The sequence below is a fragment of the Catellatospora chokoriensis genome (assembly GCF_011297315.1).
GTDB lineage: Bacteria > Actinomycetota > Actinomycetes > Mycobacteriales > Micromonosporaceae > Catellatospora > Catellatospora citrea.
The window spans coordinates 129,281-143,636 of record NZ_JAAOTI010000005.1; the positions used below are offsets into that span (position 1 = coordinate 129,281).

A 14,356-nucleotide genomic window follows, 5' to 3' on the forward strand; every position below is an offset into this window, starting at 1 on the left:
ACGGCGGGCGCACTGAATTTTCACAAGTTCTTGATCGCCCGCTGCCTACCGTCCCCCGGTGCCGAACGTTACGCAGCCCGCCCTCACCGGGGCCGTTTCCGATGTCGTGGTCCGCCAGGGCCGGTCGGCGCGATCAGGCCCCGTCGAGCCGAAGCGTCGCCGACCCCATGGCTGGATCGCGCTGGTGTGCCTGGCGGTCGGAGCCGTGCTGGTCGGGCTCGCACTGCTCCGGGGAGCCGCCGACGCTGTCGCCGGGGCGCATCTGGTGCCGGGTGGTGTGACGACGCCGTCGCCGGTGCCGTCCGCTCCGGCGACGGCGAGTCCGTCGGCGTCGCCGCTACCGGTCTACCAGCTGCCCGGAGACTTCCCGGCTTCCGGGCCCGGCACGTGGCGGTACGCGACCGGCATGGGCGGCGTGCTCGGCGGCTCGGGCGGGCTGCGGCGGTTCCGCGTCGCAGCCGAGACGAACCTCGCCGGGGCCGAACTCGCCGAGTTCACCCGCATGGTCGACCTGACCCTCGGTGACCCGCGCAGCTGGATCGGCGGTCAGCGCCGCCTGCAGCGGGTGCCCGCGGGCTCGGCGTACGACTTCACGATCTACCTGGCCACCGGCGAGACCACCCGCAAGCTGTGCGCCACGGGCGGGATGGACACCAGGCTCGACGGCGTCTCGTACACGTCGTGCCGCCTGCCGGGCCGCGTCGTGATCAACTTCAACCGGTGGCGGCTGTCCGTGCCCGACTACGTCGAGGGCCACGTCGAGCTGGCGTTGTACCGCAGATATGTCATCAACCACGAGGTCGGCCACGAACTCGGTCGCAACCACGAGCGATGCCCCGGCCGCGGCAGGCCCGCCCCGGTGATGCAGCAGCAGACGTACGGCCTGCAGGGTTGCCGCGCCAATCCCTGGCCCTACCTCGACGGCAAGCGCTACGCGGGCCCACCGATGTGAAGCCAAGCTGGTAAAATTGCCCCGATATTTGCGATTCTTCGACCTGGCCGTCACCGCTGGGTGCTCGGCTCCCGGGCAGAGGCTGTGAAACGCCGATGATGAAGATCTCCTGGGCGAAGGACGGGTTCGCGGCGCGTCTGGCGGAACTTCGCCGCCGGGTCACGCGCCCCGTCGGCTTCGCCGGACTCGCGGCCTGTGCCGCGTTCCTTCTCACGGGCTGCTCGGTGGCATCCACCGTCCCGAGCACGGCCGCCGTCGCGCCCGGCGCGGGCTCCGTGCCGGGGCGGCTGCCGATCGACCAGGCCGCACTTCAGGCCGCGGTGGAGACGGCCGCCGACCAGATGATGGTGCCCGGGGCACTGGTCCTGGTGCGTACGCCGCAGGGGACCTACCGCGCGGTCGTCGGCACCACCGAGCTGGGCGCGCAGACACCGCCGGCCGGCGACACGCACTTCCGGATCGCCTCGAACACCAAGACCATGACGGCCGCGCTGATCGTGCTGCTCGCCCAGGACGGCAAGCTGAAGTTCAGCGACCCGGTGTCGAAGTACGTGCCGGGCGTGCCCAACGGCGAGCACATCACCCTCGCCGACCTGCTGAAGATGCGCAGCGGGCTCTACGGCTACACAGGCGCACCGGAGATGGCCGCGGCCATGGACGCCGACCTGGCGAAGGTCTGGACCCCGCAGGAGGTGCTGGACATCGCGTTCAAGCGGCCGCCGAACTTCGCGCCGAACACCGACTACGAGTACAGCAACACCAACTACGCGCTGCTGGGCCTGGTCGCCGAGAAGGTGGGCGGGCGGCCGCTCGCCGAGCAGTTCACCGACCGGCTGTACGCCCCACTGGGCCTGCGGCAGACGTCCCTGCCCGCCGCCACCGACGACACGCTCCCGCAGCCGTTCTCGCGCGGCTACATGTACGGCGGGACCGCGTACGCCCTGGTCGACGATCCGTACCCGGCCGACATGCAAGCCGCGATCCGCGCCGGGACGCTCAAGCCCATCGACTACACCAACCAGAACCCGTCCTACGCGACCGCGGCAGGTGGCGCCATCTCGACCGCCGACGACCTGGCCAAGTGGATCGACGGGCTGGTCTCGGGCAAGGTCCTCAACGCCGACTTCCAGCAGCAGTGGCGCGACAGCCTGCAAGCAGAGGACCCGGCCACACCCGACGGCCAGCAGTACGGGTACGGCATCTCCTACCAGCGGTTCGCGCCGAACGCCGCGATGTACTACCACGGCGGCGAGCTGCCCGGCTTCAACTCGTTCATGGGCCACGACGTCGACAACGACGTGACGGTGGTGATCTGGACGAACCTGACCGTCTCACCCGAGGGCAAGACCACCGCGCAGGCCCTGCTCCCGATCGTCCTCGACGAGATCTACGGCCTTGACCTGGTGCCCGCGCCCACTCCGACCCGCTGACGCGGTGGCCGGGTCAGGACTCGTGACGCGCGTGCCGGCCCGCGCTTTCGGGTGCGGGCGGCAGCGATTCGGGCTCGGTGTAACCGAATGCCCGCTCGGCGAGCATCTGGCCGAACACGCCGTTGAGGCCGCCGCAGTCGCGGCACTGGAAGTTCTCGTCGAGCCGCGGCCCGCCGCAGTGGTCGCAGTATCCCTGGTCACGGGGGTCGTGGTAGTCCTGCAGCGCCAGCCTGAGCGCCTGGACGACGGGCTCGCTCAGCATGAGGCGGGACTCGCGGCCGTCGACCCGCACCGTCAGCTCCGTGCCCGCGGGCGCGTGCGGATCGAGCGCGTGAATCCGCGCCACGAACCCGTTGATCTCGCCCAGGATGTCCTTCGGCTGCTCAGTCGCCATGGCATCGACCGTACGACATCTACGTGCATGAGTCGGTGGTGCGTCAGCCCTGCTGGGGGAGGGGGCCGGTGGATTCGCGGACGACGAGGCGGCAGGGCTGGCGGATGACGCCGGAGGACGGGGTGCCGTCGAGGGCGGCGAACAGGTGCATGACCGCGGTCGCGCCGAGCTGTTCCAGGTTGAGGTCGACCGTGGTCAGCGGGGGTCGGCAGTCGGCGGCCATCTCCTCCCAGTTGTCGTAGCCGATGATGGCGACGTCGTCGGGGATCCGGCAGCCGTGCTCCTGCAATGCCTGGGCGGCGCCGGCGGCGATCTGGTCGTTGCCGCAGAAGATCGCGTCGATCTCCGGGTGGGCGGTGATCAGCATGCGGGCGGCGTGACGCCCCCAGCGCTGGGACCATTCCCCGTACAGCGGCTCGCCGCCGACCAGCTCCAATCCGGACTCGGCCAGCACGGCCTGCAGGCCGGTGACGCGGTCGCGGGCGGCGCGGTAGCTCTGCGGCCCGGTGATGTGCGCGATGTTGCGCCGGCGCAGGCTGATCAGGTGTTCCATGGCGAGCCGGCCGCCGCCCTCGTCGTCGGCGAGCACGCTCAGGTCGGCGGGGTCGGTGGACTGGCCGTACACGTACACGACCGGGACCGGGATGTCGCGGCTGAGCGAGGGGCGCAGGTCGTTGCTGTCGCCGAGGATGATGAACCCGTCGACCTGCCGCGCGAGCAGGGTGCGGATGTAGTGCTGGCGGCGGATGGCGTCGCCGCGGGCGTCGCACAGCAGCACCGACATCTGCTCGTTGCCGAGAGCGTTTTCGGCGCCGAGCAGGATGGGGATCGAGAAGCGGCCGCCGAGTTCGTCGGTGAGCAGGCCGATGGTGCGGGTGCGGCCGGAGATGAGCCCGCGGGCCAGCACGTTGGGCTGGAAGCTGAGCTGGTTGGCGGCCTGCAGCACGCGCAGCCGGGTGTCGGGCGCGACCTCGCCGCGCGCGTTGAGTGCCTTGGAGGCGGTCGCCACGGACACCCCCGCCAGCCGTGCCACGTCGGTGAGTGTCACCGACGTCGATCGCCGCCTGCCCACGGAAAGCCTTTCGCTCGTTTTTCGACAACGTGTCGGAGCTTAACCACGCGAGCGTTGCTGTGTATAGCCCCGTCCACGTTATCGAGATGTAACACGACGACCATCTTGCCGAAAAGGTTTTCGGGATTCATGGTTGCTCCAACGCGGAAGTGACCGCGGTCACGAGAGTTGTTGGAGGCGGAGATGACGGTGGCGGCGCGAACCGCCGACCTCACCGGAGGTCGGCCCGTGGTGCCGTCGCGAGGAGTCCTGCGACCGCTGGGCCTGAGCGAGGTTCGGATCACGGGGGGCTTCTGGGCGCAGCGGCAGGCGACCAACGGGCGGGCGACGCTCGACCACGGTCGCGAATGGATGGACAAGCTCGGCTGGACCGGCAACTTCACCGCTGAAGTGGGCCACGGCAGCGCCGAGCGGCGCGGTCGCGAGTTCTCCGACTCCGAGGTGTACAAGCTGATCGAGGCGATGTCGTGGGAGACCGGCCGGCAGGCCGACCCGGCCCGCGACGCCGAGATCACCGAGCTGACCGCGATGATCGCGAGCGCACAGGCCGAGGACGGCTACCTGCACACCGCGTTCGGCCGGTCCGGCCAGCGCGCCCGCTACGGCGACCTGGCCTGGGGGCACGAGCTCTACTGCGCCGGGCACCTGCTGCAGGCGTCGGTGGCGCGGGCGCGTACCAGCGGCGACGACGCGCTGCTCAACGTGGCCCGGCGGGTCGCCGACCACGTGTGCGAGGAGTTCGGGCCGGCCGGCCGCGACGCGGTCTGCGGGCACCCGGAGATCGAGCCGGGTCTGGTCGAGCTGTTCCGGGCGACGGGGGAGCAGCGCTACCTGGACCAGGCGGCGCTGTTCGTGGCCCGGCGCGGCCGGCGCACCCTGCCGCGGCACGAGTTCGGCTGGGCCTACTTCAGCGACGACATCCCGGTGCGCGAGGCGAAGGTGCTGCGCGGCCACGCCGTGCGGGCGCTCTACCTCGCCGCCGGGGTCGTCGACCTGGCCGTGGAGACCGGGGACGACGAGCTGCTGGAGACGGTCGCGGCGCAGTTCGACCGGACCCTGGCCCGGCGCACCTACCTGACCGGCGGCATGGGCTCGCGGCATCTCGACGAGGCGTTCAGCGACGACTTCGTGCTGCCCGCCGACCGGGCTTACTCGGAGACCTGCGCCGGCATCGCGGCGATCATGGTGGCGTGGCGGCTGATGCTGGCCACCGGCCAGGAGCGCTACGCCGACGTCATCGAACGCATCCTGTACAACGTCGTGGCCACCGCGATCGGCGACGACGGGCGGTCCTTCTTCTACGCCCACACGCTGCACCAGCGGTCGCTGACCCCGGTGCTGCCCGGTGACGTGGAGCAGCTCGGCTTCGGCGGCGGCCCCCGCGCGCCGTGGTTCGAGGTCTCCTGCTGCCTGGCCAACACGGCCCGGATGCTGGCCAGCCTGTCCACGTACGTGGCCTCGGCCGACGACGACGGGTTGCGCGTGCACCAGTACGCCGACGCAGACCTCGACACAACGCTGGCCGACGGGCGGCGGGTCGGGCTGCGCATGCGCACCGGCTACCCGGACGACGGCACGGTCGGCATCGAGGTGACCGCGGCCGAGCCCGGCCCGTGGACGCTAGCGCTGCGGCTGCCCTCGTGGGCGGCGGGTGCGACCGTCACCGTCAACGGGCAGCCGCAGCCGGTGTCGGGAGACCGGGCGGTGCTGCGCCGGGACTTCGCCGTCGGCGACCGGATCGTGCTCGCGCTGCCGATGCGGCCCCGGTTCACCCGCCCCGACCCGCGCATCGACGCGGTCAGAGGCTGCGTGGCGGTGGAGCAGGGGCCGGTCGTGCTGTGCGCGGAGTCGGTCGGCGGCGCGCTCGACCTGGACAGCCTGCGGGTCGACGCGGGCACCGACCCGGCCGCCGACGGCGGCGTCACGGTCCGCGGGCTGACCGAGGAGCTGCCCGAACGGCAGTGGCCCTATGCCGACGCGGGACCCGTCGGTCAGCGCACCACCCGGGACGTGCCACTGGTCCCGTACCACCGCTGGGCCCGCAGCGGACCCTCCACGATGCGGGTCTGGCTGCCCACCACCTGATCCATCACGGACGCACCACCGCACCTCCGCTCCACTGCTCATCTACATACCGATGGAAGGAGAGATTGTGAGATCTAGAGGACTTCGGGCACTCGCCGTCACGGCGGCGGCCCTGCTGGTGACCGCTGTCGCCGCGTGCGGCGGGGACGACCCGGAGGCTCCGGGCGCCTCGGGCACCGCGGGCGTCGACGACGGCGCGCAGCTGACGCTGTGGACCCGTGCGGCCACCGAGTCGGTGTCCAAGGCGTACGCCGAGGCGTACAACGCCAAGCACAAGAACAAGGTGACCGTCACCTCCTACCCGAACGAGGAGTACCCGGCGAAGCTGGCCTCCGCGGCCGGCGCGAAGGCGCTGCCCGACCTGTTCGGCGCGGACGTGGTGTTCGCGGCGCAGTACGCCTCGCAGGGACTGTGGACCGACCTGACCGAGCGCCTGGCGGCCAGCGGCCTGAAGGACAAGGTGTCGCCCGGGCACCTCAACGCCGGCACCTGGGAGGGCAAGAACTACGCCGTCCCGCACACCGTCGACATGTCGGTGATGCTCTACAACAAGGACCTCTACACCAAGGCCGGCCTGGACCCGGAGAAGGGCCCGACGTCGCTGAAGGAGTTCGCCGAGCACGCCCGCAAGATCGACAAGCTGGGCGGCGACGTGAACGGCACCTACTTCGGCGGCAACTGCGGCGGCTGCGTCGAGTTCACCTTCTGGCCCTCGGTCTGGGGCGCGGGCGGCGACGTGCTCGACGCCAAGGGCGAGAACGCCAAGGTCGACTCCAAGGAGATGTCCGACGTCTTCGCGCTCTACCGGGCGCTGTACGACGAGGGCGTGGCGGCTCCGGCGTCCAAGGACGAGGCTGGTCCGACCTGGCTCGGCGCGCTGCAGAGTGGCAAGATCGGCATCGCCCCCGGGCCGTCGGTGTGGCTGGGCCTCATCGAGGAGAAGGGCGTGAAGATGGGCGTCGCGCCGATCAGCGGGCCCGACGGCGGCGACTCCACCTTCATCGGCGGTGACGCCATCGGCGTCGGCGCGACCAGCACCAAGGCCGCCCAGGCCTGGGACTTCCTGCTCTGGACGATGTCCGAGGAGGCCCAGGTCGAGGTCATCGCCAAGGGCAAGGGTGTGCCGATCCGCACCGACCTGGCGTCGAACAAGTACTCCTCGGCCGACCCACGCATCGTGCTCATCAACAGCCTGGTCGCCAAGGGCAAGACGCCGTACGCGAAGAACTTCAACGCCTCCTTCAACGACCCGCAGAGCCCCTGGCTGCAGACGGTCCGCGGAGCGCTGTTCGGTGACGCCGCCAAGTCCCTGACCGACGGCAACACCGCGATCACCAAGTCCCTCCAGCAAGGCTGACCCGACCCGGCCCGGCCGCCGCACCCCCACGGGCGGCCGGGCCACCCTCGACACCGACCCGGAGAAGCGATGTCCACGCTCACGCCGTCCCGCAGCGGACCGGCACGCCCGCTGCCCGCGCCGGAGGCGCCCCGGCCGCCCCGGCGGTTCCGGCGCAGCGCCGCCCGCAGCCGCGCCGCGCTCGGGGCCCTCTACGCGACGCCCACCGCGGTCATGGTCGGCCTGTTCTTCCTGGTGCCGCTGGTGCTGGTCGGCTGGATGTCGCTGCACAAGTGGCCGCTGCTCGGCGCGCCGACGATGAACATGCCGGGCAACTACACCCGCATCGCCGACAACGAGCTGGTCGCCTCCGCGGTCTGGTTCACGGTCAAGTACACGGTGCTGATGACGGTGCTGCTGTTCGCGGTCGCGTTCGGGCTGGCCCTGCTGGTGCAGCAGCGCCGGCGCGGGGTCGGCTTCCTGCGCACGGCGTTCCTGCTGCCCATGGCCGTCGGCTTCGCCAGCGCCTCGCTGCTGTTCCTGGGCCTGCTGTCCGACGAGATCGGCCCGATCAGCGACCTGCTCCGCAAGCTCGGCGTGATCGACGGCTACGTCTCCTGGACCAGCGGCAGCTCCGAGTCCGCGCTCGGCTCGGCGATGGTGCTGGTGCTGTGGCGCTTCGCCGGGTTCAACATGCTGATCCTGCTCACCGGCCTGCAGGCGATCCCGCTGGAGGTGTACGAGGCGGCCCGCATCGACGGCGCGAGCCGCTGGCAGACCTTCCGCCGGGTCACCATCCCGCTCATGCGGCCCACCATCGCGCTGGTCCTCACCATGATGATCACCGGTTCGCTGCTGGCCTTCGACCAGTTCTGGATCCTCACCCGCGGCGGCCCGGACAACAGCACCACGTCGCTGGTGATGGTGATCTACCGGGAGGCGTTCATCCGCCTCGACCTCGGCTCCGCCGCCGCCATCTCGGTCGCGCTGCTGGCCGTGCTCGTCGTCTTCAACGTCATCCAGCTCGGCGTGCTGCGCCGGCGCTCCTAGGAGAGGCAATCATGACCAGGTCATCCCTTGCGGGCCGGTGGAGCTATTACGTCACCGGCACGGCGCTGGCGATCCTGTTCCTGTCGCCCCTGCTGTGGAGCGGCTGGGCGTCGCTGCGCACCGGCACCGGCTTCGGGCTGGAGAACTACGACCGGCTGTTCACCTCGGACAACGGCATCCGCGTGCACCACGTGGTCAACAGCCTCACCGTCAGCGCGCTGACGGTGGCGGGCACGCTGCTGGTGGCCACGCTGGGCGGGTATGCCTTCGGCCGGTTCCGCTTCCCCGGCCGGGACCTGCTGTTCCTGCTCACCCTGGCGATCCTGATGGTGCCCTACGCGACCATCCTCATCGCCCTGTACGTCCTGCTCGGCTGGATCGGCCTGCAGGACAGCCTGATCGGCCTGAGCCTGGTGCTGATCATGTTCCAGCTGCCGTTCTCCATCTTCATGATGCGCAACTCGTTCGAGGCCGTGCCCCGCGAGCTCGAAGAGTCGGCGCAGGTCGACGGCTGCAACAGCGTGTCCACCCTGCTCCGGATCATGCTGCCCGCGGTGAAGCCCGGCCTGGTCACCGTCGGCCTGTTCGCGTTCCTGACCTCGTGGAGCGAGTTCTTCGCCCCGCTGATCCTGCTGAACTCCACGGACCGGTTCACGACCACCCTCGCCGTGGTCAACATGCGCACCGCCAGCCACGGCTCCATCGACTACGCCGCGCTGGAGGCGGGGGTGGTCTTCATGGCCGTGCCCTGCCTCCTGCTGTTCGCCTTCATGCAGCGCAGCTACGTACGGGGGTTCACCTCCGGCGCGCTGAAGGGCTGACCAGCGACGAAGACCCCCGGCCGCGCCCGCACCGCCTACCCGGCGGGCGCGGCCGGGTCACCGACCTCTCACCGCCGAACACTCACCGCGTCCCACAACCGTCCCCCATGTGGAGGTGAACACCATGCCACTGCTTTCGCGCCACCGGCGCCGAAGCCTGGCACTCGGCCTGTCCGCAGTACTGGCCACCGGAGTGATCGCCGTACAGGCGAACAACCCGGCGATGGCGGCACAGACCATCGGCTTCCCCACGTTCAGCGGCCCGGCGATCCCCGCCCCGCCGGTCGCCTACACCAGCGGCAACATGATGCAGGCCATCTACGACGCGGAGTCGGGCGGCACCGACTTCTGGATGGACCGGCTGCTGGCCCGCCCCGGCAACGACCCGGCCGGCACCTGGCTGATGACCCGCGGCCGGGCCCTGTACATGAAGACGCACACCCCGGGCACGCTCGGCTTCGCCGGGCAGGCCGCCTACTGGGAGAGCATCAACAACAGCAACGCGTACACCATCGCGGTCACCCCCGGCACGTTCACCGAGCAGGTGGGCTCCCGCTGGCAGGCGCCCAGCCACTGGAAGAGCGTGCACACCAGCGGCTCGATCACCATCAACCAGACGAAGTTCATCACCGACAACAACGTCGCGGTGACGAACCTGTCCATCACCAACGGCGGCAGCAGTTCCACCACGCTGCAGCTGCGGGCGACGTCGCCGTTCGCCACCTCCGGCAGCGGCAGCGAGCTGACCGGCCAGGTCAACGCCTACAACAACCTGACCACGCTGTATCCGCGCATCACCGGTGACGGCTTCACCGTCTCCAGCGGCGGCCTCAACCGCTCGGTGACCATCGCGGCGGGCGCGACGGTGACCGCCAAGGTGGTCATGGGTTTCGTCACCAACGAGATCCCGGCGTCGCTGACGGAGTACAACACCTACGCGGGGTACAGCAACGCCACGGCGTTCGCGACCCACGTGCGGGCGTACAACCTGTGGTGGGCGCAGAACCTGCCCTACATCGACGTCGCCGAGCCGGCGATCAAGAAGAACATCTACTACCGCTGGTGGCTGATGCGCTTCAACAACCTCGACGCCGACATCCCCGGGCAGAACTTCCAGTTCCCGACGTCGACCGAGGGTGTGCTGGGCTACAACAACGCCATCGTGCTGACCCAGCCGATGCACATCGACGACCTGAAGTACCTGCGCAACCCGATCTACGCGTACGGCAACGTGCTGTCGACCGGGCAGGTCTCCAAGGGCGGGCGCTTCCTGGACAACCCGGGCGACCCGGAGAACTGGTCCAACAGCTACACCCAGTACATCGCCGAGGCGGCGTGGAAGGCCTACCAGATCTACGGCGGCCAGCCGGCGATCGCGGGCAACATCGCCAAGTACGCCGAGGGCGACGTCAAGGGCCAGCTGGCGTTCTACGACACCAACAACAACGGGCTCATCGAGTACGACTGGGGCGCGCTGACCGGCAACGACGCCGACGCGGTGTCGTTCCACTACCGCTCGGGCCGGATGGACCGGGCCGAGTCGGCCTACCAGTACTCGGGGGCGCTCGCCGCGGCGCAGGCCTACGACGCGATCGGCAACACCACCAAGGCCGCCGAGATGCGCACCCTGGCCACCCGGATCCAGAACGCGATCACCAGCGTGCTGTGGAACTCCAGCCGGCAGCTGTTCGAGCACCGGTACCCGGACGGGACCTTCAACCCCTGGAAGGAGATCAACAACTACTACCCGTTCGCGGTCGGCGCGATCCCGAACACCGCCACCTACCGTGAGGCGCTGCGCCTGTACGACAACCCGGCGCAGTACCCGATCTTCCCGTTCTACACGGCCAACCAGGTGGACAAGGCGGCCGCGGCCGCGCAGGGCCAGCCCGGCTCGAACAACTTCTCCACCATCAACTCCACGGTGCAGTTCCGGCTCTACTCCTCGGTGCTGCGCAACTACCCGAACGCGTGGATGAACGCGCAGGACTACAAGAAGCTGCTGTACTGGAACGCCTGGGCGCAGTACCCCAACGGCAACACCCAGTACCCGGACGCCAACGAGTTCTGGGCCGACTGGAACGGCAGCTCGATCACGTACCGCTCCTGGATCCACCACAACATCCTCGGGTCCAGCAACTGGACCGTGATCGAGGACGTGGCCGGCCTGCGGCCGCGCAACGACAACAAGGTGGAGCTCTCGCCGATCAACATCGGCTGGACCCACTTCGCGATCAACAACCTGCGCTACCGCAACGCCGACCTGTCGATCGTCTGGGACGACCCGGCCGACGGCGTGGTCCGCTACACGGGCATCCCGCAGGGCTACTCCATCTTCATCAACGGCAACCGCGTCGCCACGGTCAACAGCCTGGTTCCGTTCACCTGGGACCCGGCGACCGGCGCGGTCACCACGAGCGGCACCGTCGCCTTCAACACCGCGGTGTCGGGCCTGCAGGCCCCGACCCAGGTGGTGCAGACCGAGGCGCGGCTCACCGACATCATGGCCAAGGCCGGCGTCGACCTGACCGCCAACCTCACCAACCTGGCCACCGGCGCGACCGTGTCGGCGTCCTACAGCGGCTCCGGTGCGGGCACCGGCGGCGCGGTCGACGGCTTCCCGATCAACGAGCCCTTCTGGGGCGCGGGCGGCTCGCCGAACGCGCAGGACTGGTACGAGGTCAACTTCGGCACCGCGCGGACGCTGAACGAGGTGCGGCTGTACTTCAAGGACAGCCGGCCGCAGTCGGCCACCTACCGCGCGCCGTCGTCGTACAACATCCAGTACCTCAACGGCAGCACCTGGACGAACGTCGCCAGCCAGGTCAAGTCTCCGGCCGCGCCACGGGCCAACTACAACCTGGTCACCTTCCCGGCGATCAGCGCGCAGCGGGTACGCGTGCTGGCCACCAACGCCTCCGGCGCGAAGACCGGTCTCACCGAGATCAAGATCTTCAACCGTGGCGGCGTCCAGCCGCCGGACCCGCCGGTGTCGACCAACCTGGCCCTGTCGGGTTCGCCGGTCTGCTCCTACACGTCCTCGTGGGAGAGCTGCGCGGCGATCAACAACGGTGACGAGCCGACCAGCTCCAACTACGGCGGCACCAACCAGGGCAACCGCTGGGGCACCTGGCCCGAGACGGGCACCCAGTGGGCCGAGGTGCAGTGGTCCTCGGCGCAGTCGGTGAAGCAGGCGCAGGTCTACTTCTTCGACGACGAGGGCGGCATCGACATGCCCTCGACCTGGAAGCTGCAGTACTGGAACGGCAGCGCGTACGTGGACGTGCCCGGCGCGAGCGCGTACACGCTGACGAAGAACGCGTACAACACGGTGAACTTCACCTCGGTCAGCACCACCAGACTCCGGGTGTCGCTCACCGCGACCGGCACGGCCTCCCTCGGCCTCCTCGAGGTCAAGGCCTTCGCCTGAGCAAAGGAAGGGCACCTTCACATCGCCATGCGATGTAGAAGGTGCCCTTCCCCTCATCCGGGCTGCGTTTCACCTGGTCGGGCTGGGTGCCGGGTGCGGGGAGGGCGCGGTCGGCAGGTTGAGGCCCGCGTACACCTGGTTGAGGACCGTCGGCACCAATGCGATGGCCGTCTTCTGGCCGCCCGGGTCGATGGTCAGGTTCGTCCAGATCACCATCGTCACGTCGTTGGCCAGGTCATGGGCCATGAACGAGTTGAAGCCCGGCAGCTCGCCGCCATGGAAATGCAGCGCCACGTTCGGCGCGATCGGCTGGTAAGCGATGCCGTACCCGTATTGCTGCCCAAGGGCCCCGGCGTCCGGGTTCTCGGCTTGGAGGCTCCCCAGCCACCGCTGCTGCATGTCGGCGTCGAGGACCTTGCCGGTGGCCAGCGACTTGATCCAGGTGGCGAGGTTCTCGGCGGTGGAGATCGCTGCGCCTGCGGCGCCTGCGTACGACGGATTCTGGTTGGTGTAGTCGATCGGCGCCGACGTGCCGTCCCGCATGGCGGCCTGCATGTCCGCCGGGTACGGCTCGTCGGTCATCGCGTGGGCCGAGCCGCCGTAGAGGTAACCGTGCGAGCCGGGGGCCGGGATGGCGGTGTCCTCGGGTGCGGGCAGCGAAGTCTGGTCCAGCCCGAGCGGGGCGTACAGCCGCTCCTGGAACTGCCTGCCCAGCGGCGCACCGCCGACCTTCTCCGCGACCAGGCCGAGCAGGAGGTAGTTGGTGTTGTTGTAGTCGTACTCCGTGCCCGGTGCGGAGTTCGGCGGGTGCCGGAACGCGAGGGCCAGCAACTCCTGCGGCGTCCACGCCTTCGCCGGGTCGGCGTCCATGGTCGCCGAGAGCTCCGGCGCGTCCGTGTAGTTGTACAGGCCGCTGCGCATCTTCAGCAGCTGCTCGATGGTGATGTTCGCGCCGTCGGGCACGTCCGGCACGTACGCGGAGATCGGGTCGCTGAGCTTGAGCCTGCCCTCCTGGGCCAGCTGCAGGACCGTCGCCGCGGTCATGGTCTTGGTGTTGGAGCCGATCCGGAAGTGCGTGCCCGTGGCGGGCGGCGTCTGCGCGCCCCGCTGCAGGGTGCCGGACAGCACGGCGTGGCTGCCCTGCGGTGTGCAGACCAGCACCACCGCCCCGGGGACCAGCATCTGCTTGACGGCGGTGTCCACGGCGGCCTGCAGGGAGGCCTGGTCGATCTGCTTCAGCACGGATCCGTTCGGTGGCGGTGTGGCCCCCGCGACGGGTGGGGCGCATGCCTGTGCGACCGGCGCGACGGCCGGAGGGGCCGCGTGCGCCACACCCGGCGACACGGCCGCCACAGACCAGCTCACCACCAGCACCGCCGCGCACGCCCGAGAACGTCTCAACATCGCCATCACGGCCCTCGTCGTGGACTCCGTGCCGGATACGCCGGTCGTGTCTGACCCGTCGACGGCACGTCAACCCATCGTAGTTCCGGACGTCGGCTCGTTTCTCCTGGTCACGGCATTGATGCGGGAAGTTCAACCGTCTCGGCGGCGTACCGCGGCCTGGCGTTTGTGCTCGTGGCACAGCGCGGCCGTCGGCTGGCCGCAGTTGCCGCACCAGGTGAGCGGCACGTCGTCGGCGGGCATGGTCGCCTTGCGGCGCCGGTGTGCCAACCACAGGCCGGTCAGGACGCCGAGGGCCAGGCCCGCGATCGCTCCGGCGAACGTGTCCAGCGCCGACATGGTCCGTCCTCCGTTCGCCGTCGTGGTGCCGGGACGGATGAAG

General features: G+C 69.8%; 11 protein-coding genes. 7 read left to right on the forward strand and 4 right to left on the reverse strand.

Going from position 1 to position 14,356, the window contains the following annotated elements:
- Positions 1 to 58: 58 nt before the first annotated feature.
- The gene (locus tag HAV39_RS09810) at positions 59 to 952 is read left to right on the forward strand and encodes a DUF3152 domain-containing protein (RefSeq protein WP_239120709.1); all 894 of its coding nucleotides are present in this window, start codon (positions 59 to 61) and stop codon (positions 950 to 952) included.
- Between the two features lie 95 nt (positions 953 to 1,047).
- A complete protein-coding gene (locus HAV39_RS09815; protein ID WP_203736363.1) occupies positions 1,048 to 2,382 on the forward strand; it encodes a serine hydrolase domain-containing protein in 1,335 nt (444 codons plus the stop codon).
- A 13-nt stretch (positions 2,383 to 2,395) separates the two neighbouring features.
- On the opposite strand, the gene HAV39_RS09820 is transcribed toward HAV39_RS09815, so the two are convergent.
- Both HAV39_RS09820 and HAV39_RS09825 read right to left on the reverse strand, forming a co-directional pair.
- Entirely contained in the window at positions 2,396 to 2,776 is a 381-nt protein-coding gene (locus HAV39_RS09820) for a hypothetical protein (protein WP_191838850.1), read from the reverse strand.
- Between the two features lie 43 nt (positions 2,777 to 2,819).
- Positions 2,820 to 3,848, reverse strand: a complete 1,029-nt coding sequence (locus HAV39_RS09825; RefSeq protein WP_120315197.1) for a LacI family DNA-binding transcriptional regulator — start codon at positions 3,846 to 3,848, stop codon at positions 2,820 to 2,822.
- 189 nt (positions 3,849 to 4,037) lie between these two features.
- On the opposite strand from HAV39_RS09825, the gene HAV39_RS09830 reads away from it, so the two are divergent.
- From HAV39_RS09830 to HAV39_RS09850, 5 genes are all read left to right on the forward strand, one after another.
- Positions 4,038 to 5,933: a glycoside hydrolase family 127 protein gene (locus HAV39_RS09830; RefSeq protein WP_239120708.1), complete on the forward strand. Its 1,896-nt coding sequence runs from the start codon at positions 4,038 to 4,040 to the stop codon at positions 5,931 to 5,933.
- A 67-nt stretch (positions 5,934 to 6,000) separates the two neighbouring features.
- Complete coding sequence (locus HAV39_RS09835; RefSeq protein WP_203736362.1) at positions 6,001 to 7,290, forward strand: ABC transporter substrate-binding protein; 1,290 nt, start codon at positions 6,001 to 6,003, stop codon at positions 7,288 to 7,290.
- Positions 7,291 to 7,359: 69 nt separating this feature from the next.
- A complete protein-coding gene (locus HAV39_RS09840; RefSeq protein WP_191838853.1) occupies positions 7,360 to 8,319 on the forward strand; it encodes a carbohydrate ABC transporter permease in 960 nt (319 codons plus the stop codon).
- Positions 8,320 to 8,330: 11 nt separating this feature from the next.
- Entirely contained in the window at positions 8,331 to 9,140 is an 810-nt protein-coding gene (locus HAV39_RS09845; RefSeq protein WP_191838854.1) for a carbohydrate ABC transporter permease, read from the forward strand.
- Positions 9,141 to 9,264: 124 nt separating this feature from the next.
- Positions 9,265 to 12,570: a discoidin domain-containing protein gene (locus tag HAV39_RS09850; RefSeq protein WP_239120707.1), complete on the forward strand. Its 3,306-nt coding sequence runs from the start codon at positions 9,265 to 9,267 to the stop codon at positions 12,568 to 12,570.
- Between the two features lie 69 nt (positions 12,571 to 12,639).
- Here HAV39_RS09850 and HAV39_RS09855 read toward each other — a convergent pair whose 3' ends face one another.
- Positions 12,640 to 13,812, reverse strand: coding sequence for a serine hydrolase domain-containing protein (locus HAV39_RS09855; protein WP_203736361.1), 1,173 nt, complete (start codon positions 13,810 to 13,812; stop codon positions 12,640 to 12,642).
- Between the two features lie 294 nt (positions 13,813 to 14,106).
- Entirely contained in the window at positions 14,107 to 14,313 is a 207-nt protein-coding gene (locus tag HAV39_RS09860) for a hypothetical protein (protein ID WP_191838856.1), read from the reverse strand.
- Positions 14,314 to 14,356 lie beyond the last annotated feature (43 nt).